Raw genomic sequence first — 26,881 nt, forward strand, 5'->3', positions numbered from 1 at the left:
GTCGGACCAGTGGAGGTCTGGCGGTTGACCTGGAATGTTCCCCGCAAGGGTGGCGCCAGGTGTGTCAATATGCGTATAGCAGGACAATTTCTGGCGGATCAGCCCGCGCGGACCCTGAATCAGGGCTGGAACCGATACCCCATCCCCGGCTCCGTCAACAGGTGCGCCGGCCGCGACGGCTCCCGCTCCAGCTTCCGCCGCAGCTTCGTGAAGTGGAACCGCAGCAGCGGCGTGTCGTTCTCGTACCCGTGCCCCCACACCTCGGTGAGCAGCTGCCGCGCCGACACCAGCCGCCCGGCGTTCTTCAGCAGCACCTCGACGATGCCCCACTCGGTGGGCGTCAGGTGCACGGTCGGCGGCACCGTCTCCGGCGCCTCGGCGATCCGCGTCACGGTGTGCGAGGCCACGTCCACGTCGAAGTCCCCGACCCGCTGCACCGCCGCCTTCGGCGCGTTGCGGTCGGCGTGGCGCCGCGCCACCCGCAGCCGGGCCAGCAGCTCCTCCATCGAGAACGGCTTGGTCAGGTAGTCGTCGGCCCCGGCGTCCAGGGCCTCCACCTTGTCCGAGGCGTCGGCACGCCCGGAGAGCACCACGATCGGCACCTCCGTCCAGCCCCGCAGCCCCTTGATCACCTCGGCCCCGTCCAGGTCGGGCAGGCCCAGGTCCAGCACCACCAGGTCGGGCAGCGTGCGGGCGGCGATGGCCAGCGCCGAGGTGCCGTCGACGGCGGTGACCACCTCGTACTTGCGCGCGGTCAGATTGATCCGCAGCGCGCGCAGCAGCTGCGGTTCGTCGTCGACCACCAAGACCTTGATCATCGAGCGGGCTCCTCAGCGCCGGCGGACACGTCCGACAGGGAGTCTGACGCGGATTCCGACATTGGATCAGACGACCCCTGCGACTCCGCATCCTGCGTCGTCCCCGCGGCCGGCAGCGAAACCACCATCGTCATCCCCCCGCCCGGCGTCTCCTCCGGCGTCAGCGTCCCACCCATGGCCTCCACCAGCCCCCGGGACAATGCCAACCCCAGCCCCACCCCCGTCGTGTTGTCCCGGTCCCCGAGACGCTGGAACGGCGTGAAGATCCGCTCCCAGTCCTCCGGCCGGATCCCCGGCCCCCGGTCGGCCACCCGCAGCTCCACCCGTCCGCCCAGCTCCGAGGCGGTGAGCAGCACCGAGCGGCCCTCGGCCCCGTGCTTGAGCGCGTTCGCGATCAGGTTCGCCACGGCCCGCTCCAGCAGCACCGGGTCGGCCTCCACCTCCTGCACGCCGCTCAGGTCCCGGACCTCCACCCGCGAGCGGTCGATGCCCAGTCCGAGGCTGTCCAGCGCCATCGCCGCGACGTCCTCGATCGCCACGTCCTCCATGTGCAGGTTCAGCGCCCCGGCCTGCAGCCGGCTCATGTCCAGCAGGTTCTCCACCAGCCGCGAGAGCCGGTCCAGCGACTCCTCGGCGCCGGCCAGCAGCTCGGCCCGGTCCTCCTCGGACCACTCCACCGAGGTGTCGCGCAGCGAGGCCACCGACAGCTTGGCCGCCGACAGCGGCGTGCGCAGGTCGTGCGAGACCGCGGCCAGCAGCGCCGTGCGCATCTTGTCCGCGGCCGCCAGCGGCGCCGCCGCGGCGGCCTGCCGGGCCAGCCGCGAGCGCTCCAGCGCCACCGCCGCCTGCGCCGCGAACGCGGTCAGCACGTGCTGGTCGGCGGCCGGCAGCGCGCGCCCGCGCAGCACCAGCATCGCGTCGGGACCGGCGTGCACCATCACGTCGCCCTCGCCGGGCGTGCGGCACGGCAGCTCGCTGCCGCCCGAGGTGGCCGCCACGATCCGCCACGCGTCGGCGTCGTCGACGTCGTCCGGCAGCACCGGGGCGGTCGGGTCGACGCGCTCCAGCAGCGCCACCGAGTCCATGCCGAAGGTCTCCCGGAACCGGCCCAGCAGCGCCCCGATGGCCTCGTCGCCGCGCAGCACCGAGCGCGCCAGCTCCGAGAGCGTCTCGGCCTCCGCCGAGGCCTTCCCGGCGCGCCGCTCCTGCCGCGAGGCGAAGTCCACGACCGAGGCCACGATCAGCGCCACCAGTGCGAACACCACCAGCGCCAGGATGTTCTGCGGATCGCTGATGGTCAGCCGGTAGAACGGCTGGATGAAGTAGTAGTTCAGCAGCAGCGAGGCGGTCAGCGAGGCGAAGAACGCCGACAGCAGGCCGCCCAGGCGTGCCACCGCGACCACCCCGGCCAGGAAGATCAGCACCTGGTTGGTCAGCTTCAGCTCGGAGCGCAGCTGCGCCAGCACCATGGTCAGCACGATCGGCACGATCAGCCCGGCCACCGGCCCCCACCAGCGCGGTCCGGTCTCCGGCTGCCGAAGCACCCGCCGGATCCAGGTCCAGCGGCTCTGGTCGGCCGCGGACTTCTCGTGCGTGACCATGTGCACGTCGATGTCGCCGGACTGCTGCACCACGGTTTCGCCGATGCCGTAGCCGCCCAGGAACCGCTCCACCCGGCCGCGCCGCGACACGCCTATCACCAGCTGCGTGGCGTTCTCGGCGCGCGCGAACTGCAACAGCGCGTTCGGGATGTCGTCGCCGACCACCGAGTGGAAGGTCCCGCCCAGGGACTCCACCAGGTCGCGCTGCTCGGCCAGCAGCGCCGGCGAGGCGCCGGTCAGGCCGTCGGAGCGGGCCACGTGCACGGCCAGCAGGTCCGAGCCCTTGGCCCCGACCCGCTGCGCGATGCGCGCGCCGCGGCGGATCAGCGTGGAGCCCTCCGGCCCGCCGGTCAGCGCCACCACTATCCGTTCGCGGGTCTCCCAGACCTTGTCGATGCCGTGCTGGTCGCGGTAGCGCTGCAGCGCCTCGTCCACGCGGCCGGCCACCCACAGCAGCGCCAGCTCGCGCAGCGCGCCGAGGTTGCCGGGGCGGAAGTAGTTGGACAGCGCGGCGTCGATCTTCTCCGGCTTGTAGATGTTGCCGTGCGCCATCCGGCGGCGCAGCGCCTCCGGGGCCATGTCGATCAGCTCGATCTGGTCGGCGGCGCGCACCACCTCGTCCGGCACGGTCTCCCGCTGCGGCACGCCGGTGATCTTCTGCACGACGTCGTTCAGCGACTCCAGGTGCTGGACGTTGACCGACGCTATGACGTCGATCCCGGCCGCCAGCAGCTCCTCGACGTCCTGCCAGCGCTTGGCGTTGCGCGAGCCGGGGATGTTGGTGTGCGCGAGCTCGTCGATGAGCACCACGGTCGGACGCCGCTCCAGGATGGCGTCGATGTCCATCTCCTCGAACTCCGCGCCGCGGTACTCCATCCGGCGGCGCGGCACGATCTCCAGGCCGTCCAGCATCGCCTGGGTGTGCGGCCGGTCGTGGGTCTCCACGAAGCCCACGACGACGTCGCCGCCCCGCTCGGCGCGCCGCTGGGCCTCGTCGAGCATGTGGTAGGTCTTGCCCACGCCGGGGGCCGCACCCAGGTAGACGCGCAGCTTGCCGCGTGCGCTCATCGCACCTTCACCTCAGTCGCCACAGCCACGCACTGATCGTCCCACGTGCGCGAACGAGTGGATAACCGCCGGCGTTTGCATCGCGTTTGCGATTGGGGCCCGGACCTGCATCGTGATCGCGTTCACAAGGCTGCTTGCGAGCCGTGGGCATCCGGCTCCGGGCCGCTTGGATCATGTTGGCGGCTCTGCCGGAGGGGGTTTCAGGCTCCTACCTTCGGAAGCAGGAAGGGAGCACACCATGGACACCACTGTTTTGGAGCCCGACGAACGGACCGAGGACGACCGGCGCCTGCTGCTGGTCCCCGTTCGGTCGAGCCGTTGCGGCTCGACCGCCGTGCGCACCGGCCGCCTTCCCGACGGCCGCCGGGTCGGGCTCGCGTTCACCTGCGAGGCCGCGCTGGCTGCGGTGTTCGGGCCCGAACAGAGCTGGATCCCGCTGAACACGCGGGTCGCGCGCTTCATGTTCGCCGAGGCTGGCGCCGAGGAGACCCGTGTGGACGCCGTCCCGTTCGCCCCCGAGCGCGCCACGGTCGCCATCGCGCCGAAGCCGCTGGTGGCCCTCCAAGCCATCGCTCCCACGCGCCGCCGCGCCGGCGCGCGCATCCGCCTGGCGGCCCGCCATGCTCACTGAACATCATTCCACCGAGTCCGCGCCGCAGGTCTGGTTCTGCGGCTGCCCCACCGACGATTGCGACTGCGATGACGAACCGACTGCTGTCGTCCGCCGAGACGACTCCGTGGCCGCTGACCACGACCGGCCTGGCGACCCCGACGAAGACCCCTTCTTCACCCACTGCCACCGGTGAGGAGGATCTGGCGGTCGGCGGCGTCCGGCTGGCGGAGATCGCCGCGACCTACGGCACTCCCGCCTACGTCCTGGACGAGGCCGACGTGCGCGCCCGGGCCCGGGCCTATCGTGCCGCTCTGCCCGAAGCTGAGATCGCCTATGCCGGCAAGGCCTTCCTCTGCCGCGCGATGATCACCTGGATCGAGGCCGAGGGACTGTCGCTGGACGTCTGCTCCGGCGGCGAGCTCGCGCTGGCCCGCCACGTCGGCTTCCCGCCCGAGCGCATCGTGTTGCACGGCAACGCCAAGACGCCGCGCGACGTGCAGGACGCGCTGGCCTACGGCGTCGGGCGCGTCGTGGTGGACTCGACGTACGAGATCACGCAGCTCGCGGTCGCCGCGCACGCGGGTCGCCCGCAGAAGGTGCTGATCCGCGTCACCCCGGGCATCGACGCCCACACGTACAAGGCGGTCGCGACCGGCGTCGAGGACCAGAAGTTCGGGTTCTCCCTGTCCACCGGCGCGGCGGCCGACGCTGTCCGCCAAGTACTGCACTGGCAGTTGGCCGACAAACCCGCCCTGGAACTCGCCGGCCTGCACTGCCACCTCGGCAGCCAGATCACCTCCGTCGACGTCTTCGCCGAGGCCGCCCGCCGCCTGATCGCGCTGATGGCGTGGATCCGCGACGAGTACCGCGTCACCGTCCCCGAACTCGACCTCGGCGGCGGCCACGCGGTCGGCTACCGCGACGGCGACCCGGACTTCGATCTGGACCTGTACGCGCGCACGGTCCGCACCGTGATCGCCAAGGCCTGCCGGCAGCACCGGCTGCCGGTGCCCGAGCTGACCGTCGAGCCCGGCCGCGCGATCGTGGCCAAGGCAGGCGTGACCCTGTACCGGGTGCTCACGATGAAGCGCATTCCCGGTGTCAGGACTTTCGTCGCGGTCGACGGCGGCATGAGCGACAACCCGCGCCCGGCCCTCTACGGCTCGGCCTACACCGCCCGCCTCATCGGCCGCGCCTCCGCGGCCCCGACCGAGCCGATGACCGTGGTCGGCCGGCACTGCGAGGCCGGCGACGTCCTCGCGCACGACCTGCCGCTGCCCGCCGACCTGCGCCCCGGCGACCTGCTCGCGGTCCCGTGCACCGGCGCCTACCAGCACTCGATGGCCTCGACCTACAACCAGGTCTGCCGGCCCCCGGTGATCGCGGTCCGCGACGGCGTCGCCAGGGTCCTGATACGGCGCGAGACGCTGGAGGACCTGCAGGCGCGCGATGTGAGTCTGTAGCGCCGGGTCTCCTTGAAGTCGGGCCGTATGCGCTTCACCGCGGCGCATACGGCCCCTGATCCACGGGCGCCGGCCTACTGGAACTTGCAGTTGGCGGAGGCCCAGCTGAGAAGGCGGTCCGCCGCCGCGTCGGCCTGCGGGTTGTTGGACTTCGTCGAGGCCGGGTCGGCGGGCTGGCCGTTCGCGGCGTCGGCGTGGACGGCGTTGTCGATGATCTGCATGTCTGCCTTGACCGGGCCGGGGGCGTCGGCGAGGGCGGTGTCCACGTCCTTCACGGCGATCGCGTTGGTGACACTGGTGTCGCCCGAGTCCATCTTGGCCGAGTCGTCGGTGGCCTTGGCCACGTCCGCACAGAACGCCGAGGACGCGACGTAGCTGTGCGTATCCGACGCGGATGTCGGGTTCGAGTCCGATCCGGAGGCCGTGGTCTCCGAGTCCGATCCGGAAGTCGTGCTGTCCGCGCCCGGAGTGTCGGCAGTGTTCTGCGACGTCGGGGTCGGAGCGTTCTTCGGAGTGCTGGGCGCCGTCGGCTGGTTCAGCTGAACGGTCTTCTGCCCGAGAGCCCCGAGCGGCCCGTCCCCGCTTTTCCCGCTCGACGAACAGGCGGTCAGCGCGAAAGGCAGCGCGATGACTGCGGCCGCTGCCGCGAATCGACGACAGTGCATTGATGGATCCCCCCACATGCTTGTGAATGCCCCACTCCCCTCGGTGGGGCATCGACAACGCTAGGCAGTGCCGCCCGGCCGCGAACCCGTAGAACCACGTGATTCGCGGTCGAAAACCCACCGATCCGTCTGCGTCTCACCTCACCGCGCTGCGTACGGGCCGCCCTCGTACACGACCTTGCCCCCGACCACGGTCAACACCGATTCCAGGTCGGCCAGCTCGGCCTCGGGAACGCTGAAGTAGTCCGCGGACAACACCGCGAGGTCAGCGAGCATCCCCGGCTCCAGCGCGCCGCGCAGCCGCTGCTCGCCGGTGAACCATGCGCTGCCGCCGGTGAACAGCCGCAGCGCCAGCGTGCGGTCCAGCCGGTCCTCCGGACGCCACATCTCTAGGCCGCCGAGGGTGGTGCCGGTCGTGAACCAGTGCAGTGCGCCCCAGGGGTTGGCGCCGGCCAGCCAGGTGCCGTCGGTGCCGCCGCCGACCGGCACGCCGCGGGTCAGCATCTCCATCACCGGCTGCACGTGCCGGGCCGCCTCGGGGCCGTAGCGCTTGAGGAACCGCTCGCCCCGGTAGGCCATCCGGTGCTGCACCGTGATCCCGCCGCCGAGCGCCGCCACCCGGTCGATGGTCTGCGGCCGGATGGTCTCGGCGTGCTCCACGGCCCAGCGCAGCCCGTCGAAGGGGATGTCGTGGTTCACCGTCTCCAGCACCCCGAGGAAGCGGACGATCGTCTCGTCGAAGGTGGCGTGGAAGCTGAACGGCCACCGGTTCTGCACCAGCAGCCGCACCACCGGTTCCAGGTGCCGTCCCAGGGCGCCGGGCAACTCCGGACGCGGCTCCGCGAAGTTCGAGAAGTCCAGGCCGTCCAGCGCCAAGCCTTCGCCGACCCCGTTGAACCACAGCATGTCGTCGCCGCCGAAGTTCAGGCCCTGGAGCAGCGCGGCCAGCTCATCGCGCTCCTCGCCGGGCCGGGAGGCGGATACGTTCAGCGCCGTCCGCACGCACAGCCGGTTCTGCGCGCGCAGTGTCCGCAGCGCGTCGTGGCAGTCCGGGACGCCGACCGCCCCGACGCCGCTCGCCCCGACATCAGTCACCCCGGCGTCGATCACGCCGGTCACCCCGCGCCGGCTCAGCTCGCCCAGGAACCGGCGCGTGGAGTTCAGCCGCTCGTCCGGCGCCAGCCGCGGCGCCCCGGCCATGGCCAGCGCCAGCACCGCCGGGCTCGGCTTGGCGATGAGCAGCCCGGTGGGGTTCCCGGACGCGTCCCGCTGGATCTCGCCGCCGGGCGGGTCCGGCGTGGACTTGTCGTAGCCCAGGGCTCGCAGCGCGGCTCGATTCAGGAAAGCAGCGGTGTCCAGGAAGACCACCAGCACCGGCACGTCCCCCGACACCGACTCGATCTCCGCGAGCGTGGGCAGCCGGTGCTCGGCGAACTGGGCGTCGGACCAGCCGCCGAGCACCCGCACCCACTGGCCGGGCACGGACTCGGCGGCCCGGACCGCCAGCAGCCGAAGCGCGTCGGCCAGGGACGGCACGCCGTCCCAGCGCACCTGCAGGTTCCAGCTGTTGCTGGCCTCGGCCAGGTGCAGGTGCGAGTCGTGCAGACCGGGAACGACCGTGCGGCCTTCCAGGTCCCGCACCTCCGTGTCGGGGCCGAGCAGCGCCGCGGTCTCCCGGTCGTCGCCGACCGCCGCGACGACCCCGTCGGTCACGGCCACCGAAGAAACGACGGTGTCCGCGGCGTCCAGCGTGTGCACACGGCCGCCGCGCAAGATCAGATCAGCGTGCCGGATCACCGGTATGTCGCTCATGGTTTGCACTCACCTGATGTCTCACGGAAAGTCAGGAACAGGCACTTCACGGATAGTAATTGAGCGACTACGGACCTGCATGTTTGGGCCGTGTGCGCATCCGTGCCGGGTCCGTTTGCATCGCGCTTGCGCACCCGGCACGCGCGCTCCCGGCGGCTTCACTGATCTGCGTAACCCCGTCCTCGAATCCAAGGAGCACCTGATGGCCGACGTGATTTTCGTCGGGATCACGATCGCGTTCTTCGCCCTTCTCGCGTTGATCATCAAGGGGGTCGAGCGTCTTGAGCGCTGAGAACATCATCGGCCTGATCGTGTCGGTCCTGCTGGTCGGCTACCTCATAGCGGCCCTGATCCTCCCGGAGAAGTTCTGATGTCGGACACCTGGGCCGGCTTGCTCCAAGTCGCCGCCCTGGTCCTCCTGCTGGCCGTGTCCTACCGGCCGCTGGGGGACTACATGGCGCACATTCTCACCTCGAAGAAGCATCTTCGGGTGGAGAAGGTCCTGTACAAGACGATGGGCGTGGATTCCGAGGCGGACCAGACCTGGGGCACGTACCTGCGTTCCGTCTTCGCCATCTCCGCCGTCGGGGTCCTGCTCCTGTACCTGCTGCTGCGGGTCCAGCACCACCTGATGATGGCGCTGGGCATGCCGAAGATGAATGCCGACCTGGCCTACAACACGGCCGCGTCGTTCGTCACCAACACCAACTGGCAGAACTACGCCGGCGAGAACACGCTGGGCTACGTCGCGCAGGCGACGGGCCTGGCGGTGCAGAACTTCGTGTCGGCTTCGGTCGGCATCGCCGTGGTCGCGACCCTGATCCGCGGCTTCACGCGCAGCAAGACCGACCGGCTGGGCAACTTCTGGGTGGACCTCACCCGGGTGCTGATCCGCCTGATGCTGCCGTTCTCGATCGTCTTCGCGATCGTCCTGGTCGCGTGCGGGGCCACGCAGGAGCTGTCCAGCCACCTGACCGTGGTGCACACGCTCAACGGCGACCAGAGCCTGTACACCGGCGCGACCGCCAGCCAGGAGGTCATCAAGGAGCTCGGCACCAACGGCGGCGGCATCTTCAACGCCAACAGCGCGCATCCGTTCGAGAACCCCTCCTCGTTCACGAACCTGATCGAGATCTACCTGCTGCTGGTCATCGGTTTCGCACTGCCGCGGACGTTCGGCAAGATGGTCGGCTCGCACAAGCAGGGCTACACGATCCTGTCGGTCATGGCGATCATCTGGATCGGTTCGCTGGCCTTCTCGACGTTCTTCGAGGTGCACCACCACGGCATCAACCTGGCCGACGGCCATGCCGCGCTGGAAGGCAAGGAGACCAGGTTCGGCATTCCAGCCTCGACCCTGTTCATGACCAGTACGACGCTGACCTCGACCGGCGCCGTCAACTCCTGGCACGACTCGTACTCGCCGTTCGGCGGCGGTGCGGCCATGTTCAACATGATGCTCGGCGAGATCGCGCCCGGCGGCACCGGCTCGGGGCTCTACGGCATGCTGATCCTGGCCATCGTCACCGTGTTCATCGCGGGTCTGATGGTCGGCCGCACGCCGGAGTACCTGGGCAAGAAGATCCGCCCGGCCGAGATGAAGTACGCGGCGCTGTACATCCTGACCACCCCCGCCGTGGTACTGATCTTCACCGGTCTGGCCATGGCGCTGAAGGGCGAGACAGCCTCGATCAGCAGCGGCAACCTGGGGCCCAACGGCAGTCCATCTCCACACGGCTTCAGCGAGGTGTTGTACGCCTTCACCTCGATGGGCAACAACAACGGTTCGGCCTTCGGCGGCCTGTCCGGCAACACCCACTGGTGGAACACCGCCGGCGCGCTGGCCATGATGTTCGGCCGGTTCCTGCCGATGATCTGGGTGCTGGCGCTGGCCGGGTCGCTGGCCAAGCAGAAGCCGGTGCCGGAGACCGAGGGCACGCTCAAGACCGCCTCGCCGCTGTTCGCGGGGATGCTGCTGGGCACCGTCCTGCTGGTGGTCGGCCTCACCTACTTCCCGGCCCTGTCGCTCGGGCCGCTCGCTGAAGGACTGCACTGATGTCAAGCAACACTCTGACTGAAGCTGCCCCCGCGCCGCGGGCCCCGCAGCATAAGCCGGGCGGCGAACCGCACCGCGTGGGCGGTGGGTTCCTCGACCCGAAGATGCTCTGGAAGTCGCTTCCGGACGCCCTGAAGAAGCTCGACCCCCGGGTCATGATGAAGAACCCGGTGATGTTCGTCGTCGAGGTCGGCTCCGCGCTGACCACGTACGAGGCCATCACCAAGCCCTCGGTGTTCGCCTGGGTGATCACCATCTGGCTGTGGCTGACCGTGGTGTTCGCCAACCTGGCGGAGGCGGTGGCCGAGGGCCGCGGCAAGGCGCAGGCCGCCACCCTGCGCAAGGCCAAGACCACGACCGTCGCGCGGCGCCTGGCGTCCTGGACTCCCGGTGTCTCCGGTGCGGTCGGCGTCTCTGGCGAGGTCACTGAGGTCCCCGGCACCGAGCTGAAGCTCGGCGACTACGTGGTCGTCGAAGCTGGCCAGGTCATCCCCGGCGACGGGGACGTCGTCGAGGGCGTGGCCTCGGTGGACGAGTCGGCGATCACCGGCGAGTCGGCCCCGGTGATCCGGGAGTCCGGCGGCGACCGGTCCGCGGTCACGGGCGGCACCAAGGTGCTGTCCGACCGGATCGTCGTGAAGATCACGTCCAAGCCCGGCGAGACCTTCATCGACCGGATGATCAACCTGGTCGAGGGCGCGAACCGGCAGAAGACGCCGAACGAGCTGGCGCTGAACGTGCTGCTGGCCTCGCTGACGATCGTCTTCCTGCTCGCCGTGGTCACCCTGCAGCCGATGGCCACCTGGGCCGGCGCCGCACAGTCGCTGGTCGTCATGGTCTCGCTGCTGGTGGCGCTGATCCCGACCACGATCGGCGCGCTGCTCTCCGCGATCGGCATCGCCGGCATGGACCGCCTCGTCCAGCGCAACGTGCTGGCGATGTCCGGACGCGCGGTGGAAGCCGCCGGCGACATCAACACCCTGCTGCTGGACAAGACCGGCACCATCACCCTGGGCAACCGGCAGGCCTCCGAGTTCGTCCCGGTCGCCGGGGTGGACAAGGACGCGCTGGCCGACGCGGCACAGCTCTCGTCGCTGGCCGACGAGACACCCGAGGGCCGCTCCATCGTGGTGCTGGCCAAGACCGGCTACGGGCTACGCGAGCGGCACCAGGGCGAGCTGACCGGTGCGGAGTTCGTGCCGTTCACCGCGCAGACCCGGATGTCCGGAGTGAACCTGCACGACGGCCGGGAAGTCCGTAAGGGCGCCGGGGCCGCGGTGATGAAGTGGGTCCGCGACAACGGCGGACACCCGACAGATGAAGTCGGCTCCCTGGTGGACGCCATCTCTGCGGCTGGCGGCACCCCGTTGGTCGTCGCTGAGCACGCGCCCGGCCAGCCGGCCCGGACCCTGGGCGTCATCCACCTCAAGGATGTCGTCAAGGAAGGCATCCGCGAGCGCTTCGCCGAACTGCGGGCGATGGGCATCAAGACCGTCATGATCACGGGTGACAACCCGCTGACCGCCAAGGCCATCGCCGAGGAGGCCGGGGTCGACGACTTCCTGGCCGAGGCGACGCCCGAGGACAAGATGGCGCTGATCAAGAAGGAGCAGGAGGGCGGCAAGCTGGTCGCGATGACCGGCGACGGCACCAACGACGCCCCGGCGCTCGCGCAGGCTGACGTCGGCGTGGCCATGAACACCGGCACCTCGGCCGCCAAGGAGGCCGGGAACATGGTGGACCTGGACTCCAACCCGACCAAGCTGATCGAGATCGTCGAGATCGGCAAGCAGCTGCTCATCACCCGCGGCGCGCTGACCACCTTCTCCATCGCCAACGACGTCGCGAAGTACTTCGCGATCATCCCGGCCATGTTCTCGGTGGTCTACCCGGGCCTGCACGTGCTGAACATCATGGGGCTGCACTCGCCGAAGTCGGCGATCACCAGCGCCATCATCTTCAACGCGCTGATCATCATCGGCCTGATCCCGCTGGCGCTGCGCGGCGTGCAGTACAAGCCGTCCTCGGCCTCCGCACTGCTGCGCCGCAACCTGTGGATCTACGGCCTGGGCGGTCTGGCGCTGCCGTTCGTCGGGATCAAGCTGATCGACCTGATCGTCATGTACATCCCCGGAATCCGGTAAGGAAGTAAGGAATCATGTCACGCATCTCCGCGCCGCTGAGGCGGCACCTGGCGGCGATCCGCGCGATGGTGGTGTTCACGGTCATCCTGGGCATCGCCTACCCCCTGCTGGTCACCGGGATCGCGCAACTCGCCTTCAAGGACAAGGCCAACGGCTCGCTCATCAAGGACGCCTCTGGCAAGGTCGTCGGCTCGTCGCTGCTGTGCCAGCAGTACGTGGACAAGTCCGGCAACGCGCTGCCGCAGTACTTCCAGACCCGGCCGTCCAATGCCACCAACCCGTCCAACTCCAGCGACCCCGGCTGCAACTACAGCTACTCCGGCGGGTCCAACCTGGGCACCGACAGCGCCACGCTGAAGAACACCATCGAGGGCCGGATCGCCTCGTACGCCAAGGCGTACAACATCGACCCGACCAAGGTGCCCGAGGACGCGGTGACCGCCTCGGCCTCCGGCATGGACCCGGGGATCTCCGTGGAGAACGCCGACGACCAGGCCGCTTCGGTGGCCAAGGCGCGCGGCCTCGACACGGCGACCGTCGACCAGCTGGTCAAGGACAACACCACCGGCCGCTCCCTGGGCTTCCTGGGCGAGAAGTACGTCAACGTGGTGACCCTGAATCTGGCGCTGGACAAGGAGCACCCGGTCGCGGCGGCCAAGAGCTGAGGCCGGCCGGGTCCGGGCCCGGCAGGGACTGCGACGAGAGGACGGCGGGATCGGCACGCGCGGGGGCGTGCCGGCCCGCCGTCTGCGTTCTCGTGATCCTTCCGGTGGGCGGTGATCCAGCCGATAGAATCAGTCCAGGTGAGCCGGGAAGTCTGGTCGGCATCTCATCCGCGCTGCCCCCAGGACTCTGCCATGCGACTGGACTTCCGCTCCGAGTGGCGCCGCGAGGCGCTGCGCACCAACCTGTGGTTGGTCCCGATGCTGGAGGTCTTCGGCGCGGTCCTGCTGTTCGTGATCACCGTCGGCGTCGACCGGGCCGCCTACCACGGCAGCATCAAGCTCCCGTCCTGGGTGATCAGCGGTACCGCCGACGCCGCCCGGCAGATCCTCACCACCATCGCGGCGGCCGTGATCACCGTGATCGGGGTGGTGTTCTCGGTCGTGATCGTGGCCCTGACCCTGGCCTCGACCCAGTTCGGGCCGCGGATGCTGCGCAACTTCATGCGCGACCGCGGGACGCAGTGGACGCTCGGGACGTTCGTGGCGACGTTCGTCTACTCGATCCTCGCGCTGATCGCGATCAGTCCCGGCCCGCACGGCGACTTCGTCCCTCACGTGTCCATCACCACGACGCTGATCCTGGTCGTGCTGGACCTGGCGGTGCTGCTGTACTTCATCCACCACATCGCGGTGCAGATCCAGCTCCCGCAGGTGATCGCCTCGATCGCGGCCGACGTGGCGAAGGCGATCGCGGCCGAGGCGGCACCGTCCTCGGCCGGCCGCCGCCCCGAGCGCGGGTTGTCGGCCGCCGAGTTGCTGGCGCGGATGGCGGAGCAGCCGGGGGAGGTGAAGGCGACGGAGTCCGGCTACCTGCAGTACGTCCGGCACTCGACGCTGGTGCGCATCGCGACGTCCACGAACTCGGTGATCCGCCTGCTGCAACGGCCGGGCCACTTCCTGGTCAACGGCCGCACGATGGCGGTGGTCTGGCCGGCCGACGCGGCGCCGAGCGTGGCCCGGGCGCTGCAGCGGGCGCACCTGAGCGGGCCGTACCGGAGTCTGTCGCAGGACATCTCCTTCGGCATCGACCAGCTGGTCGAGATCGCCATCAGGGCCCTGTCACCGGCGGTCAACGACACCTTCACGGCGCTGACGTGCATCGACTGGATCGGCGACAGCCTGCGCGAGATCGCCCTGCGCTGGCACCCGGAGCAGATCCACCGCGACGCCCAGGGCTACATCCGCGTCATCACGACGCAGACCACCTTCGACCGCCTGGTGCAGCGCGCCTTCGAGAAGGTGCGCCAGGCCGCCGCCGGCATGCCCGCGGTGATGATCCGCCAACTCGACGCCCTGACCGAGATCCTGGAGCAGGCGCCGCTGCCGGAGCAGCGCACGGTGTTACTTGAGCAGGCCGAGATGATCAGGACCCTGTGTCTGGAGACGGTGCCGGAGAAGGCGGACCGGGAGGACGTGCTGCGGCGCTACGACACGGTGATCCGGCTCGCGGGCAGCGCACCTTCGACGCCGAATTAGAGTTCTACGCCCTGCCGTACCGCTATGCAGCAGGCCCCGGCTCCACATCGAACTCGTTCCCCTCCGGATCGGCCATCGTCGTGATCGCCGCCCCGCGCCGCAGCACCGTGGCGCCGAGTGCCTCCAGCCGCCGCACCTCGTCCGCCATCGCGCCCGGCGCGCGCAGGTCGAAGTGCATGCGGTTCTTCGCCGTCTTCGGTTCCGGCACGCGCGTGAACCAGATGTTCGGCCCGCCCCAGCCCGCCGCCTCGACGAACGCCTTCTCCGGCGTCGAGTCCTCGTCCACGTCCGATCCGAGCGCCTCCGCCCAGAACCGCGCCAACATGAGCGCGTCGTGCGCGTCGAAGGACACGTTCTTGATGACACTGGCCATGCGCCGAGCCTAGAAGCCCGAGCCCAGATACTCGAAGGCATTAAGGCTCAAGGCGCCAACACCATCCCCACCACAGCCCCCACACAAGCCACCACCCCGGCGACCACGAAAGCCACGTCCGCCCGCCCCCGCGACCCGAACACCACCACCTGCGCCGGATCCGCCGGGTCGTAGTGCACCAGCACCGCCTCGCCCTGCACCCGGCGCGGCGAGAAGACCTCCATCGGGCGGCCGTCCTCGGTGGTGAACGCCAGGATCGGCCGGTAGCCGTCGGGGGAGTCCTCGGGGCCGAGCGGGCGATCGACTATCCGGGCGAAAACCGCCACGCCGTCGGTCCGCACGCGTCGGCGCCAGCGCAGATCCAGCGCCCCGGCCAGGAGCGCGATCAGGCCGCCGAGTAGCAGCACGCAGCCGAGGACCACCACGTCCTCCACGGTAGCCCGGCACGGCCGGGCGCGTCGTGCAACGCAAGCGGCATGCAAACGACACCTGTCCGTTTCGTCCCCTCGCCGGATGTCAAGGTGGAGAGCATCGACCCACGTCACACGTCTTGAGGGGAACGCCAGTGACAGCGCATGGAGCCGGCCGCGAAGCACTCGTGGCCGACGACCCGACCGCCCCGGCCCGCGAGGCCGAGCGGGAGCACGACCGCCTCACCGTCTCCCAGGGCCTGGCCGCGCTCTCCCTGGACGCCCTGGCCTCGGTCGCCTACGGCCCCGAGGCGATCGTCGTGGTCCTGGCCGTGGCCGGCGCGCACGGCCTGGGCTTCACCCTCCCGGTCACGCTCGCGATCGCCGCCCTGCTGGGCTTCCTGACGTTCTCCTACCGCCAGGTGATCGCGGCCTTCCCCGAGGGCGGCGGCGCCTACGCGGTGGCCGGCAAGTACCTCGGGAAGAACGTCGCCCTGGTCGCGGCGGCCAGCCTGATCATCGACTACGTCCTGAACGTCGCGGTCTCGGTCTCCGCCGGCGTCGCCGCGCTCACCAGCGCCTACCCCTCGCTCTACGGCGACCGGGTCTGGCTGTGCCTGGCCGTCCTGGTGCTGATCACCGGCATCAACCTGCGCGGCGTCGCGGAGTCGGCGAAGGCGTTCATCGTCCCGACCGTGCTGTTCATCGTCGCGATCTTCGCCGTCATCCTGTTCGGCCTGTTCCGCTCCCACCCCGCGACGATCCCCTCCGGGCACGTCGTGGCCGCCGGGAGCGCCGAGAGCGTCGGTGTCCTGCTGCTGCTCAAGGCGTTCGCCTCCGGCTGTAGCGCGCTGACCGGCGTGGAGGCCATCGCCAACGCCGTGCCGACGTTCCGCAAGCCCCGCGTCAAGCGCGCCCAGCGCACGGAGTCCGCGCTCGGCGCGCTGCTCGGTCTGATGCTGATCGGCCTGGCGCTCCTGATCCGCAAGTTCCACGTCGCCCCGGACCCCTCCAAGACCGTCCTGGCCCAGCTCACCGACGCCGCGCTCGGCCACAACGCGGCCTTCTTCGGGGTCCAGTTCGTCACCATGATCCTGCTGGCCCTGGCCGCGAACACGTCCTTCGGCGGCATGCCGGTGCTCACCAGCCTGCTGGCCCGCGACAACTACGCCCCGCACGTGTTCGCCCTGCGCGGCGACCGCCAGGTCTACCGCTGGGGCGTGCTGATCCTGGCCGGCCTGGCGGCGGTTCTGCTGGCCGTCGCCAAGGGCGACACCCAGACCCTGGTCCCGGTGTTCGCGATCGGTGTCTTCATCGGCTTCACCATCTCCCAGGTCGGCATGGTCCGGCACTGGCGGCGCGAGCGTGGTCCGGGGTGGCGGGGCCGCGCGGCGATCAACGGCACCGGCGCGGTGCTGACGTTCGCGGCGCTGGTGATCGAGCTGGTCTCGAAGTTCACCGAAGGCGGCTGGCTGGTCGTGGTGATCGTGCCGCTGCTGGTCCTGGGCTTCCTGCGGGTGTACAAGGCCTACCGGATCGTCGGGGAGGTGCTGGGTCTGGGCCACAAGCCCGCGCCGGCCGTGGAGCAGCAGGCGCTGGTGATCGTGCCGGTCGGCGCGGTGTCCCGGCTGACTCAGGAGGCGATGTCCGCGGCGCTCTCGCTGGGTGACGGCGTCATCGCGGTGACCGTCCGCTACTCCGACGAGGACGACGCGGCCGAGTGCGAGCGCCTGCAGGCCGAATGGCACGCCTGGCAGCCGGACGTCCCGCTGGAGGTGCTGACCACCCACAAGCGCTCGCTGACCCGGCCGATGGTCGACTACCTGAACCGGCTGGCGGCCACCGCCCCGGCCTCGCCCGGCGGCTTCGAGCGCATCATGGTCCTGATCCCCGAGGTCGAACCGCGCCGCGCGTGGCACCGGCTGCTGCACAACCAGCGCGGCGTTGTGCTGGACCGCGCGATCCGCCGCCATACCGAGGCGATCGTGTGCCGCATGCGATTCCACATCAAGGGGTGGTGAACCCGTGCGACGCCGACCGGCCTGGTTGAATGGGCGCCGGACCGTCTCCGCCGTCGGACTTGAGCGCGGGGCGGCCATTTGCATCGAGCCGGCCGGCGTTTGCATCGCGCGAGCACAAGCCCCGGGCGGCGCATCGGGACTGTTGACTTGTCACGAGTGCCCGACTTCTGACGAGAACTGAGGGAGCCAGTGACCCGCATCCTGGTCGTCGACGACGAGCCGCAGATCCTGCGCGCCCTGCGCATCAACCTGAAGTCCCGGACCTACGAGGTCGAGACGGCGGCCAACGGCGTCGACGCGCTGGCCTGCGCGGCCCGCCGGCTGCCGGACGCGGTCCTGCTGGACCTCGGCTTGCCGGACATGGACGGGGTCGAAGTGATCCTGGGACTGCGCGGCTGGACCACGGTCCCGATCGTGGTCCTGTCCGGCCGCGCCGACCCGCAGGAGAAGATCCACGCGCTCGACGCCGGCGCCGACGACTACGTGACCAAGCCCTTCGCCATGGAGGAGCTGCTGGCCCGGCTGCGCGCCGTGATCCGCCGCCACCAGCAGGCCAACGCCGGCGTCGCCGGCGCGGAGACCAGCTCGGTCCGCCTGGGCAGCTGCGACATCGACCTGGTGGCGCACAGCGTGGCCCGCGAGGGCGACCCGGTCCGCCTGACGCGAACCGAGTGGGCGCTGCTGGAGATCCTGCTGCGGCACCCCGGGCAGCTGGTGAGCACCGCGCGCCTGCTGGCGGACGTGTGGGGGAACAGCCACACCGGCGAGGCCGGTTACCTGCGGTTCCACATGGCGCGGCTGCGGCGCAAGCTGGAGGACGACCCGCAGAACCCGCGGCATCTGATGACGGAGTACGGGACCGGGTATCGGTTCGTGCCCTGATACCGGTCCTGATTGCGTGTCTTGATACTTGCCTTCTCCCAGCCGGCCACCCACGCCGGCTCTTCGGGAGGGGAACCCCATGCACCGCCACAGGTGGACGCTGGTTTTAGCGTGCGCGATCACGGTTTCGACAGCGGCCTGCAGTCGACGACCTCAGGTTCGGCGTTGCGCTGGCGCAGGTGAGCGTTTCGCAGAGCATGAGTACCAGCACGACCACCCCGTCGAGCACGCACACGGCGGTCGCGGTACCGATGTCGTCGGCGACGCACACCGTACCGACCAGCTCGGCCGCCGCACCGCCTTCGCACACCACCGCGCCGCCGCCCGCGCCGACCACCGAGGCCGCGACCTGCATGCACCACGCGACCATCGACGAGGGCACGGCCACCTGCGGCGCCGGCCAACCCCATCCGAGCGGCGCCGGCGCCCTGTGCCACGACGGCACCTACAGCTACAGCACGACGCCGCAGGGCACGTGTTCGCACCACAGCGGCGTCGAGGTCTGGTACTACTGACTTACGGCAGCGCCGCGACGATCTCCGCGATCGAGCGCCGCTTCCCGGTGTAGAACGGCACCTCCTCGCGCACGTGCCGCCGGGTCTCCGACCCGCGCAGGTGCCGCATCAGGTCCACGATCCGGTCCAGCGCGTCGGCCTCGAACGCCAGGATCCACTCGTAGTCGCCGAGCGCGAACGACGGCACCGTGTTCGCCCGCACGTCCGGGTACTCGCGCGACATCATCCCGTGCTCGGCGAGCAGGCGGCGGCGCTCGGCGTCCTCCAGCAGGTACCACTCGTAGCCGCGGACGAAGGGGTACACCGCGATGTAGCCGCGCGGCGTCTCGTCGGCGACGAACGCCGGGACGTGGCTCTTGTTGAACTCCGCCGGGCGGTGCAGCGCCATCTGGGACCACACCGGCTCGGTCAGGCGGCCGAACGCCGTGCGGCGGAAGCGCTGGTAGGCGTCCTGCAACGCGTCGGAGGTCTCGGCGTGCAGCCAGAACATGAAGTCGGCGTCGTGCCGGAAGCCGGCCACGTCGTAGCTCCCGCGCACCACCACGTCGTCCTTGGCCAGCGCCTCGAACAGGGTCTCCACCTCGGCGGCGAGGTCGGCGCGCGCGTCGTCGGAGGCCGGCAGGTCCTGCCGCACCTTGAACACGCTCCACAGCGCGTAGCGCGTGACCTCGTTCAGCTCCACCGCGCGCTTGCCGATGCGGACGCTGCTGACCACACCACCGGGGCGCTCGTCCTGGGTTTCGTTACCGCTGTCGCTCATGTCGCCATTCTTCCTTATGGGTGTTCCGGGCTCTGCGGCCCGGCACTGATTTCCCGCGCCGCGCGGAGCGCCGAGGCGACGCACGCCGCGATCCCGACGCCGTCGTAGGCCGCCCCGCACACCGCCAGCCCCGGCTGCGCCGCCACCGCCGAGCGGATCCGCTCCACGCGCGCCACATGCCCGACCGCGTACTGCGGAAGCCCGCCGCCCCAGCGCTGCACGTGCCAGTCGACGGGCTCGCCGATCGCGTCCGGCTCGCCGATCGCGGTCCGGACGTCGGCCAGCGCCAACGCCGCCAGCTCGCCGTCCTCACGCTGCAGATCGGCCGTCTCGCGATGCCGTCCCACCGACGCCCGCACCACCGTCTTGCCGGACTCGCCGAGCCACGACCACTTGACGCTGGAGAACGTCGAAGCCTTGATGAACCGTCCGTCCGCCGGCGGTACGAGGAAGCCGCTCCCGGCGGGAAGCGCCGCGTCGTCGAACACGAATGTGGCCAGCGCGACCGAGGCGTATTCGATCCCTGAGAGCTCCGCGGCCGCAGCCGGCGCGGCGTCCTTCAGCAACCGCGCGGCCGGAGCGCCCGGCACCGCCACGATCACCGCGTCGAACTCGTGCGCCACCGGCGACGGCACCGGACCGGAGACCAGCCGCCAGCCCTCGGCGGTCCGAGTCAGTTCCCTGACCATCGTCTCGCGCCGGATCGTGACGCCCACGCTCTCGCAGGACTCTGTCAGCGCGGCCGGGAACCGTCCCACGCCGCCACGGATGCCCGCGAACACCGGCTTGGGACTGGCCGCCCCGGCCTGCGCGGCCAGGATCTTCGACACCGCCTCGTCCAGCGGCTGGCCCGACTCGAACGCGGGCACCAGCGCCGGAACCGCGGCGCGCAACGAGATCTCGTCCGCGTGGCCCGCGTAGACCCCGCCGAGCAGCGGCTCGACCAGCCGGTCCACGACCTCGCGCCCGAACCGCTCGGCCACGTATCCGCCGACCGCGATGTCGTCCGTCTCGGCCTCGGTGCGCAGCCGGGAGCGGGACGGCAGCGCGGGTCCCGCCTCGGCGCGCCTGAGTCCGGCCGCCGACAGCAGCCCGGTCAGGACGCTCGGATCGCCCGGGACGCCCATCAGGTGCCCCTTGGGCATCGGCACCAGCTCGCCGCGGCTCCAGACCGAGGCCGAGGCCGTCGCCGGATGCACGATGTCGTCGGCCAGGCCCACGGCGCGCGCCAGATCGACCGCCTCGGGCCGCCGGTTCAGGATCGACTCGGCGCCGAGGTCCACCCGGACCCCGCCGACCTCGGCGACGGCAAGCTTGCCGCCGAGCCGCGGCGAGCCCTCGAAGACCGTCACCGCCGCGTCCGGCAGGGCCTGCTTCACGTACCAGGCCGCCGCCAGCCCCGAGACACCACCGCCGATCACGGCCACGGTGCCCGGTCCCGGTCGGGGCCCGCGGCCCGACGTCGAACCCTGAGACGCTGTCTGCCCGGTCATCGCAGCCCCCTGTGTCGCGCCCACCGCCGCGGCCCCTTCCGTGCCTTCCGTGCCGTTCCTGCGCGCCGGCGTCAGCGCGCTGAAGCCTCGTGCACCAGCTCGACGACCCGGGTCAGCCGGTCCGGGTCCATGTCCGGCGTCACACCGTGTCCCAGGTTGAAGATGTGGCCCGGGGTCCGCGCGCCCTCGGCGAGGATCTCGCGCACCCGGGTCTCGATCACCGGCCACGGCGCGAACATCACCGACGGGTCCAGGTTGCCCTGCACCGCGTACTCCGGCCCGACGCGGCGCGAGGCCTCGTCCAGCGGTACCCGCCAGTCCACGCCGATCACGTCCGCGCCCGCGCCCGCCATCAGCGGCAGCAGCTCGCCGGTACCGACGCCGAAGTGGATGCGCGGCACGCCGAGATCGGCCACCGCGGCCAGCACCTTCGCGCTGTGCGGCATGACGTAGCGCTCGTAGTCGCGCGGCGCCAGAGCGCCGGCCCAGGAGTCGAACAGCTGCACCACGCTCGCGCCGGCCTCGATCTGTACCCGCAGGAACGCGGCGGTCAGGTCGGCCAGCCGGTCCAGCAGCGCGGCGAACAGCTCCGGCTCGCCGAGCATCATCGCCTTGGTCTTCTCATGGTTCTTCGACGGCCCGCCCTCGATGAGATAGCTGGCCACCGTGAACGGGGCGCCGCCGAAGCCGATCAGCGGGGTCGCGCCGAGCTCGCCGACCAGCTGCCCGACCGCCTCGGCCACGAACGAGAAGTCCGCGGCCGCGTCCAGCGGACGGATCTGGTCCAGGTCGGAGAAGTCCCGGACCGGGTTCGCGAACACCGGGCCGACGTTCGGCACGATCTCCACGTCCACGCCGATCGCCTTGAGCGGCACCACGATGTCGCTGAAGAAGACGGCGGCGTCCACGCCGTAGCGGCGCACCGGCTGCAGCGTGATCTCGGTCACCAGGTCCGGCCGGAAGCAGGAGTCCAGCATCGGGATCCCGGCGCGCACCTTCTTGTACTCCGGCAGCGCGCGGCCGGCCTGGCGCATGAACCACACCGGGGTGTGGCTGACGGGCTCGCGCCGCGCGGCGCGCAGGAAGTCGCTGTCGTGGGCGGCACCGCGGGACGCGCCCGGGGCGGCCTCGCCGCGCGGACCCGGGACCTCGGTGACGGTCACGCTGTCATGCACGGCTTCGCTCCTGTCGTCGGTCACCCTTTGATGGTCGCACGTTCGCCGGGGTGGCCGATGCCCGGGTCTTGCTGTTTTCCGGGCGGTTCCCGACGAGGCGTCGGCATGGCCGGCGCCCCGCGCCCCGCGCCGGCACTTCGCGTCGGCCCCGCGCCAGCGCGCCTCCCGTCGGCCGTGAGCCGGGGCGGCGTACGCTTCACCCATGGCACCCAGCCGCGCGGGCGACCCGCGGGAGTTCGCGGAGGCCGTCGCCGCCCTGTCGGCGGCGTCCCCACCGGCCGCGATAGAACTCGACGAGCTGCCGGCCCCGGTGAACCTGGCCCCGTTCACGCACGCCGTCGGCGGCGGCGTGGTCGCCGGCGAGGAGGACCTGGCCACCGGCCGCCTGGTGCTGCTGCACCGGCCCGGCGGGCACGAGGAGTGGCGCGGCGCGTGGCGGGTCGTGGTGCTGGTCGAGGCGGACCTGGAAGCGGAGATCGCCGAGGACCCGCTGCTGGCCGAGGTCGCCTGGTCCTGGCTGATGGACGCGCTCGCCGAGCACGACGCCCCCTTCGTGGCCGAGAGCGGCACGGTCTCCCGGTCGTCCTCGCGCGGCTTCGGGGGCCTGTCCGGCCGTCCGGCGACCACCGCCGTGGAGATCCGAGCGTCTTGGACCCCGGTGCCCGGCCCCGACGGCATCGACTTCGCCGCGCATCTTCAGGCCTGGTGCGCTCTGATGATGATGTGCGCGGGCCTGCCGCCGGAGTACGAGGGTGTCGCGAACCTGCCGCCGGCCGGATCCCGGCGCTGATTCCGCCCACTCCGGCTGTTTCTTCGGCTACTCCGGCTCCTTCAGCTACTCCCCGTACTCCTGGTACTCCCTGATCGCCGGTCGCGCCAGCCTCATTGTGTTACGTGACCCTCACCTGATCAGCCCAGCCGGTTCCACCGGACGGCCCAGCCCCGAGCCCCTTCGGCCCGTTCCGCCCCATCGGTCGCGGAACTGCACGTCCGACGCTTGCGGACCGGCTCGATCACTCTGAGTCACTGAGTCTCGCCCAGGGTCACTATGATCCGCCCCAGGTCGCATCACCGCAGCTCAGAGCGCCTTTTCCGATAATCATATGCCCGACACCGTCCCGTTCTGTGAACTTGCGGGCATTGGCCCTAAAGGTGCCTGCTTGATCTGCCGATGACCTGAATGGACCGATCCGCTACCGAGCGGACGCGGCCGCTGAGCACAAGCTCGCAGCACCCCCAGGAGGAGGTTCGGTGTCGGTACTCGTCGACAACACCGCCAACCTGATCGCATACCGGCCGGCGCGCCTGACCGCGATGGTCGTCGTGGCCGACCCCCGCGTACGCCAGTCGGTGACCCGGCACCTGTGGGCGCTGGGCGTCCGCGACGTCCTTGAGGCGCAGACCGCCGCCGAGGCACGCAGCAGGATGTCCGCCACACGCGATCTGGCCGTCGTGGACATCCATCTGCCGGACGGGTCCGGCCTGCAACTGCTGGCCGAGATGCGCGCGGCCGGCTGGGCCGGCGGTCTGGCCGTGTCCGCGGCCGACGACGCCGGGGCGGTCCGTGCCGCCCTGGCCTCGGGCGTCCGCGGCTTCGTCATCACCGGGGCGCGCCCGGTCACCGCCGGGCGTCCGGGGCTGACCGGCGTGCACGCCGCCAGCGCCAACCGGGTCCGCCCGACCGGCGGCCTGCCGCCGGGAGCGGCCGCCCTTGCCGGGGCGAACGGCGCCGCGCAAGCCGCGCACGCCGGCTGCCGCGACCTGTCGGCCCGGGAGATCGAGGTGCTGCGGCTGGTCGCCGACGGCCGCTCGAACAAGGCCATCGGACAGGCCATGGGGCTCTCGGCGCTGACCGTGAAGAGCCACCTGGCGCGCATCGCCCGCAAGCTGGGCACCGGCGACCGGGCCGGCATGGTCGCGGTCGCGCTGCGCGGCGGGACCATTCACTGACGGCGGTCGTTACTGTAAGGGCGTGACGAGTTCCAGTACGCCGGGCGGACCGGCGAGCCCCGAGCAGACCCCGAAGGCCGCCGAAGCGCCGCTCGGCCTGGTCCCGCTGCTGGAACCGCGTGAAGGCCTGCCGCCGGTGACCGACACGGCGCCGGCGCTGGCCGCCGCCGTCGAGGCGCTGGCGGCCGGCACCGGCCCGGTCGCCGTGGACGCCGAGCGGGCCAGCGGCTACAAGTACAGCCAGCGTGCCTACCTGGTCCAGATACGCCGCCAGGGCGCCGGCACGTTCCTCATCGACCCGATCGCCTGCCCGGACCTGTCGGCCCTGGCCGGCGACGGCCCGGCGCTGGCCGGCGCCGAGTGGGTGCTGCACGCCGCCTCCCAGGACCTGGCCTGCCTGGCCGAGGTCGGCATGCACCCGCCGACCCGCCGCGACGACGGCACCGGCGGCCTGTTCGACACCGAGCTCGGCGCCCGCCTCGGCGGCCACGAGCGCGTGGGCCTGGGCCCGCTGGTCGCAGAGGTGCTGAAGCTGGAACTGGAGAAGGGCCACTCGGCCTCCGACTGGTCCACCCGGCCCCTCCCGGAGGCCTGGCTGCGCTACGCGGCACTCGACGTCGAGGTCCTGGTCGAGGTCCGCGACATCATCGAGGACGAACTCCGCGCCGCCGGCAAGCTCGACTGGGCCCACCAGGAGTTCGACGCCGTCGCCAGCGCCCCGCCGCCCAAGCCCCGCGCCGAACCCTGGCGCCGCACCTCCGGCCTGCACAAGGTCCGCCGCCCCCGCCAACTCGCGGTGGTCCGTGCCCTGTGGGAGTCGCGCGACGAACTGGCCCGCCGCCGCGACATGACACCGACCCGCGTCCTCCCGGACCAGGCGATCATCGACGCCGCCCTGTCCCTGCCCGGCACCGCGGCCCAGATGCGCACCATCCCCGGCTTCAGCGGCCGAATGCGCTCAGGAGACGTGCCGCGCTACTTCGACGCGCTGACCCGGGCCCGCCAACTGAAGGACGGCGAACTCCCGAAGCCCGGCGCCGCCCCCTCCGACGGGCCGCCCCCGGTCCGCGCCTGGGCGGACAAGGACCCGGCGGCGGCGGAGCGCCTGACGGCCGCTCGCGAGGCGGTCGGCACCCTGGCCGCGCAGTACACGCTTCCGGTGGAGAACCTGCTGGCGCCGGACTCCCTGCGCCGCCTGTGCTGGGCCCCTCCGGTGGTGGACCCGAGCGACGAGCAGGTGGCGGCTTTCCTGGCCGGCGCCGGCGCGCGGCCGTGGCAGGTGCAGCTGACGGCGCCCACGATCGGTGAGGCGCTGCGGGAGGTGGCGGGGCGGGCGGCTGCCGGGCCGGGGGAGTGAGGGTCCTGCTCTGGGTCCCGCTCTGGGTCCTGCTCTGATCGGGCGCTGTTCCGGCCGGGGCCTTCCCTGTCAACGTAAGCCGATCGCCAACGCATCGAATGTTCAGAGGCGCGTCCACCCGGGAGGGCAGGAACCTGAACAGCATCGATGATGAGTTCACCGAGTTCGTCAGAGGAAGGTCGCAGCAGCTCAAGCGAGCCGCATTCCTGATCACCGGTGATGTGCACGCTGCGGAGGACCTGCTGCAGACTACGCTGGCGAGGCTCTACGCCTCCTGGCGCCGGGTCGCGGCGGCCGAGAACGTCGACGCCTACGCCCAGCGCGTCCTCGTCACGACCCATCTCGGCCAACGACGCCGAAGGTGGTGGGGCGAACACCCGGCCGCGGTGCTTCCGGACGTCGTCGGCCGGGACGCCGACCTCGGCCGGGTCGACGATCGGGCCGTCCTGCGCCAAGCACTCGCCACGCTGACGCCGCGGCAGCGGGTCGCCGTGGTCCTGCGCTACTACAGCGAACTCAGCGAGGCGGACGCCGCCCGCGCCATGGGCTGCTCCGTAGGCACGGTCAAGACGCTCTCATCACGAGGGCTGGGCCGCCTGCGGGACCACTTCGCTCGCGAATCGACCGCACCACGTGACCAGCCGCACGGGAGGTCCGCACCATGACTGAGGGCCCTGACATCGTCCGCCTGATGAACGACCTGGCGTCTTCATGCCCACCGTCCACCGAGCCGGCGCGATCGGCCATCGTCCGCGGCACGGCCATCCGGCGACGGCGACGCACCGCCGGCGTCGTCGGAGCCACGGCCTCGGTCGCCGTGATCGCCACGGTCGGGTGGGCGGCCGGTGTGCACGGTCATGCGAACGGGTCGGTGGCGTCTCCATCCGGACCGCCCGCCGCGTGTCTTCCGTGGACCCCGCGCGGTGCTTCGGCCCTGGACTCCACGCTTAAGCGGGAAGCGGCCTCCGCCTGGAAGGCAGCCGCAGGCGAGCACAGCGATGTGTCAGTCCTCTACGCCGACTCAAGCGCCGGGTCGGGGTATGCCCCGCAGCCGTTCACGGTCGTCGTGCTCAGTGGGCGCGGCACCGACGGCCGGTGCATGACGGCGTGGTTGACCAGCCCGGACCTCACGTCCAGACCGGCTGCCGGCCTGGTTTACCGCACACAGAAGGCTGTGCCGAGTTCCGCGACGACTTTGTACGTCGACTACGTCGGCCAGGTAGATCTGGGACAGAGCACCGTGCCGCCTTCACCGCTTCCCACGCCCCTGCCGAGTGGCGCACGTCCCGATGTCGCCTACACGGCCTTCGTGCTCGCAGCACCCGGATATCACGTCGCGGTCCCGAGCCTTCCGAGTCCAGACCTCAGGATCGGGGAGCGCGTCCTGCCCGAAGGGGAGTTCGTTATGCGCCCCCTGTCCGCGTACACCACCCAGGTCTATGTCACTGATGTGAACACAGGCCAGGCCGTTCAAGGCGGTCCCCCGCAGATCGGTCCGTAGCGG

General features: G+C 71.0%; 24 protein-coding genes. 15 read left to right on the plus strand and 9 right to left on the minus strand.

The features are described 5' to 3' along the window. Positions 1-119: 119 nt before the first annotated feature. Both ABH935_RS24725 and ABH935_RS24730 read right to left on the minus strand, forming a co-directional pair. Entirely contained in the window at positions 120-818 is a 699-nt protein-coding gene (locus ABH935_RS24725; protein ID WP_194922270.1) for a response regulator, read from the minus strand. Further along, on the minus strand, positions 815-3,487 hold the full coding sequence (locus tag ABH935_RS24730) for an ATP-binding protein (protein ID WP_370380292.1): 2,673 nt from the start codon (positions 3,485-3,487) through the stop codon (positions 815-817). Before ABH935_RS24730 ends, ABH935_RS24725 begins: the two co-directional genes overlap by 4 nt. 238 nt (positions 3,488-3,725) lie before the next feature. Between ABH935_RS24730 and ABH935_RS24735 the strand changes: the two genes are divergently transcribed. Next, entirely contained in the window at positions 3,726-4,118 is a 393-nt protein-coding gene (locus ABH935_RS24735; protein ID WP_370380293.1) for an SAV_915 family protein, read from the plus strand. A gap of 68 nt (positions 4,119-4,186) precedes the next feature. Then, positions 4,187-5,563 (plus strand): diaminopimelate decarboxylase, encoded by a 1,377-nt coding sequence (gene lysA, locus ABH935_RS24740; protein ID WP_370380294.1) that lies wholly within the window; start codon positions 4,187-4,189, stop codon positions 5,561-5,563. Positions 5,564-5,637: 74 nt separating this feature from the next. Here the strand turns inward: lysA and ABH935_RS24745 are convergent, their stop codons facing one another. Together ABH935_RS24745 and ABH935_RS24750 are read right to left on the minus strand one after the other, a co-directional pair. Then, positions 5,638-6,228, minus strand: a complete 591-nt coding sequence (locus ABH935_RS24745) for a hypothetical protein (RefSeq protein WP_370380295.1) — start codon at positions 6,226-6,228, stop codon at positions 5,638-5,640. 141 nt (positions 6,229-6,369) lie between these two features. Then, complete coding sequence (locus ABH935_RS24750) at positions 6,370-8,040, minus strand: amidohydrolase (protein WP_370380296.1); 1,671 nt, start codon at positions 8,038-8,040, stop codon at positions 6,370-6,372. A gap of 281 nt (positions 8,041-8,321) precedes the next feature. On the opposite strand from ABH935_RS24750, the gene kdpF reads away from it, so the two are divergent. From kdpF to ABH935_RS24775, 5 genes are all read left to right on the plus strand, one after another. Further along, complete coding sequence (kdpF, locus tag ABH935_RS24755) at positions 8,322-8,411, plus strand: K(+)-transporting ATPase subunit F (protein ID WP_194899130.1); 90 nt, start codon at positions 8,322-8,324, stop codon at positions 8,409-8,411. Then, positions 8,411-10,096, plus strand: coding sequence for a potassium-transporting ATPase subunit KdpA (gene kdpA, locus ABH935_RS24760; protein WP_370380297.1), 1,686 nt, complete (start codon positions 8,411-8,413; stop codon positions 10,094-10,096). The genes kdpF and kdpA overlap by 1 nt, the downstream gene beginning before the upstream one ends. Continuing rightward, complete coding sequence (gene kdpB / locus ABH935_RS24765) at positions 10,096-12,240, plus strand: potassium-transporting ATPase subunit KdpB (RefSeq protein WP_370380298.1); 2,145 nt, start codon at positions 10,096-10,098, stop codon at positions 12,238-12,240. The genes kdpA and kdpB overlap by 1 nt, the downstream gene beginning before the upstream one ends. Positions 12,241-12,254: 14 nt before the next feature. Next, positions 12,255-12,905: a potassium-transporting ATPase subunit KdpC gene (gene kdpC, locus ABH935_RS24770; RefSeq protein WP_370380299.1), complete on the plus strand. Its 651-nt coding sequence runs from the start codon at positions 12,255-12,257 to the stop codon at positions 12,903-12,905. A 192-nt stretch (positions 12,906-13,097) separates the two neighbouring features. Further along, positions 13,098-14,441: a DUF2254 domain-containing protein gene (locus tag ABH935_RS24775; protein ID WP_370380300.1), complete on the plus strand. Its 1,344-nt coding sequence runs from the start codon at positions 13,098-13,100 to the stop codon at positions 14,439-14,441. 22 nt (positions 14,442-14,463) lie between these two features. Here ABH935_RS24775 and ABH935_RS24780 read toward each other — a convergent pair whose 3' ends face one another. Both ABH935_RS24780 and ABH935_RS24785 read right to left on the minus strand, forming a co-directional pair. Then, the gene (locus tag ABH935_RS24780) at positions 14,464-14,814 is read right to left on the minus strand and encodes a VOC family protein (RefSeq protein WP_370380301.1); all 351 of its coding nucleotides are present in this window, start codon (positions 14,812-14,814) and stop codon (positions 14,464-14,466) included. A gap of 47 nt (positions 14,815-14,861) precedes the next feature. Then, the gene (locus tag ABH935_RS24785; RefSeq protein ID WP_370380302.1) at positions 14,862-15,239 is read right to left on the minus strand and encodes a DUF3592 domain-containing protein; all 378 of its coding nucleotides are present in this window, start codon (positions 15,237-15,239) and stop codon (positions 14,862-14,864) included. Between the two features lie 140 nt (positions 15,240-15,379). Here ABH935_RS24785 and ABH935_RS24790 point away from each other — a divergent pair, with 140 nt between their 5' ends. The 3 genes from ABH935_RS24790 (at position 15,380) to ABH935_RS24800 (ending at position 18,642) form a co-directional block, all read left to right on the plus strand. After that, a complete protein-coding gene (locus ABH935_RS24790; protein WP_370380303.1) occupies positions 15,380-17,245 on the plus strand; it encodes an APC family permease in 1,866 nt (621 codons plus the stop codon). Positions 17,246-17,434: 189 nt separating this feature from the next. Continuing rightward, positions 17,435-18,127, plus strand: a complete 693-nt coding sequence (locus tag ABH935_RS24795) for a response regulator (protein ID WP_194921345.1) — start codon at positions 17,435-17,437, stop codon at positions 18,125-18,127. A gap of 197 nt (positions 18,128-18,324) precedes the next feature. Beyond that, positions 18,325-18,642 (plus strand): DUF3761 domain-containing protein, encoded by a 318-nt coding sequence (locus ABH935_RS24800; protein WP_370380304.1) that lies wholly within the window; start codon positions 18,325-18,327, stop codon positions 18,640-18,642. Between the two features lies 1 nt (position 18,643). Here the strand turns inward: ABH935_RS24800 and hemQ are convergent, their stop codons facing one another. The 3 genes from hemQ to hemE all read right to left on the minus strand — a co-directional run bounded on the left by hemQ (position 18,644) and on the right by hemE (position 22,058). After that, positions 18,644-19,402, minus strand: coding sequence for a hydrogen peroxide-dependent heme synthase (gene hemQ / locus ABH935_RS24805; RefSeq protein ID WP_370380305.1), 759 nt, complete (start codon positions 19,400-19,402; stop codon positions 18,644-18,646). Positions 19,403-19,416: 14 nt separating this feature from the next. Beyond that, the gene (gene hemG, locus ABH935_RS24810; RefSeq protein WP_370380306.1) at positions 19,417-20,895 is read right to left on the minus strand and encodes a protoporphyrinogen oxidase; all 1,479 of its coding nucleotides are present in this window, start codon (positions 20,893-20,895) and stop codon (positions 19,417-19,419) included. Positions 20,896-20,966: 71 nt separating this feature from the next. Then, positions 20,967-22,058: a uroporphyrinogen decarboxylase gene (gene hemE / locus ABH935_RS24815; RefSeq protein ID WP_370380328.1), complete on the minus strand. Its 1,092-nt coding sequence runs from the start codon at positions 22,056-22,058 to the stop codon at positions 20,967-20,969. 214 nt (positions 22,059-22,272) lie between these two features. Here hemE and ABH935_RS24820 point away from each other — a divergent pair, with 214 nt between their 5' ends. The 5 genes from ABH935_RS24820 (at position 22,273) to ABH935_RS24840 (ending at position 26,878) form a co-directional block, all read left to right on the plus strand. Continuing rightward, on the plus strand, positions 22,273-22,860 hold the full coding sequence (locus ABH935_RS24820; protein WP_370380307.1) for a DUF3000 domain-containing protein: 588 nt from the start codon (positions 22,273-22,275) through the stop codon (positions 22,858-22,860). Between the two features lie 461 nt (positions 22,861-23,321). After that, on the plus strand, positions 23,322-24,020 hold the full coding sequence (locus ABH935_RS24825) for a LuxR C-terminal-related transcriptional regulator (RefSeq protein WP_194919769.1): 699 nt from the start codon (positions 23,322-23,324) through the stop codon (positions 24,018-24,020). Between the two features lie 22 nt (positions 24,021-24,042). Then, positions 24,043-25,377, plus strand: coding sequence for an HRDC domain-containing protein (locus tag ABH935_RS24830; protein ID WP_370380308.1), 1,335 nt, complete (start codon positions 24,043-24,045; stop codon positions 25,375-25,377). A gap of 98 nt (positions 25,378-25,475) precedes the next feature. Next, the gene (locus tag ABH935_RS24835) at positions 25,476-26,042 is read left to right on the plus strand and encodes a SigE family RNA polymerase sigma factor (protein ID WP_370380309.1); all 567 of its coding nucleotides are present in this window, start codon (positions 25,476-25,478) and stop codon (positions 26,040-26,042) included. Beyond that, a complete protein-coding gene (locus tag ABH935_RS24840; RefSeq protein ID WP_370380310.1) occupies positions 26,039-26,878 on the plus strand; it encodes a hypothetical protein in 840 nt (279 codons plus the stop codon). The genes ABH935_RS24835 and ABH935_RS24840 overlap by 4 nt, the downstream gene beginning before the upstream one ends. Positions 26,879-26,881: the final 3 nt, after the last annotated feature.

It is taken from the genome of Catenulispora sp. GAS73, from assembly GCF_041262085.1.
In the GTDB taxonomy this organism is placed as follows: Bacteria; Actinomycetota; Actinomycetes; order Streptomycetales; family Catenulisporaceae; genus Catenulispora.

Coding starts and splice junctions, on each gene's coding strand:
- ABH935_RS24835 (WP_370380309.1), top strand. CDS start 25,476: ATGTTCAGAGGCGCGTCCACCCGGGAGGGCAGGAACCTGAACAGCATC.
- ABH935_RS24745 (WP_370380295.1), bottom strand. CDS start 6,228: ATGCACTGTCGTCGATTCGCGGCAGCGGCCGCAGTCATCGCGCTGCCT.
- ABH935_RS24735 (WP_370380293.1), top strand. CDS start 3,726: ATGGACACCACTGTTTTGGAGCCCGACGAACGGACCGAGGACGACCGG.
- kdpB (WP_370380298.1), top strand. CDS start 10,096: ATGTCAAGCAACACTCTGACTGAAGCTGCCCCCGCGCCGCGGGCCCCG.
- ABH935_RS24730 (WP_370380292.1), bottom strand. CDS start 3,487: ATGAGCGCACGCGGCAAGCTGCGCGTCTACCTGGGTGCGGCCCCCGGC.
- ABH935_RS24775 (WP_370380300.1), top strand. CDS start 13,098: ATGCGACTGGACTTCCGCTCCGAGTGGCGCCGCGAGGCGCTGCGCACC.
- kdpC (WP_370380299.1), top strand. CDS start 12,255: ATGTCACGCATCTCCGCGCCGCTGAGGCGGCACCTGGCGGCGATCCGC.
- ABH935_RS24800 (WP_370380304.1), top strand. CDS start 18,325: ATGAGTACCAGCACGACCACCCCGTCGAGCACGCACACGGCGGTCGCG.
- hemQ (WP_370380305.1), bottom strand. CDS start 19,402: ATGAGCGACAGCGGTAACGAAACCCAGGACGAGCGCCCCGGTGGTGTG.
- ABH935_RS24780 (WP_370380301.1), bottom strand. CDS start 14,814: ATGGCCAGTGTCATCAAGAACGTGTCCTTCGACGCGCACGACGCGCTC.
- ABH935_RS24820 (WP_370380307.1), top strand. CDS start 22,273: ATGGCACCCAGCCGCGCGGGCGACCCGCGGGAGTTCGCGGAGGCCGTC.
- ABH935_RS24750 (WP_370380296.1), bottom strand. CDS start 8,040: ATGAGCGACATACCGGTGATCCGGCACGCTGATCTGATCTTGCGCGGC.
- ABH935_RS24725 (WP_194922270.1), bottom strand. CDS start 818: ATGATCAAGGTCTTGGTGGTCGACGACGAACCGCAGCTGCTGCGCGCG.
- ABH935_RS24840 (WP_370380310.1), top strand. CDS start 26,039: ATGACTGAGGGCCCTGACATCGTCCGCCTGATGAACGACCTGGCGTCT.
- lysA (WP_370380294.1), top strand. CDS start 4,187: ATGACGAACCGACTGCTGTCGTCCGCCGAGACGACTCCGTGGCCGCTG.
- kdpA (WP_370380297.1), top strand. CDS start 8,411: ATGTCGGACACCTGGGCCGGCTTGCTCCAAGTCGCCGCCCTGGTCCTC.
- hemG (WP_370380306.1), bottom strand. CDS start 20,895: ATGACCGGGCAGACAGCGTCTCAGGGTTCGACGTCGGGCCGCGGGCCC.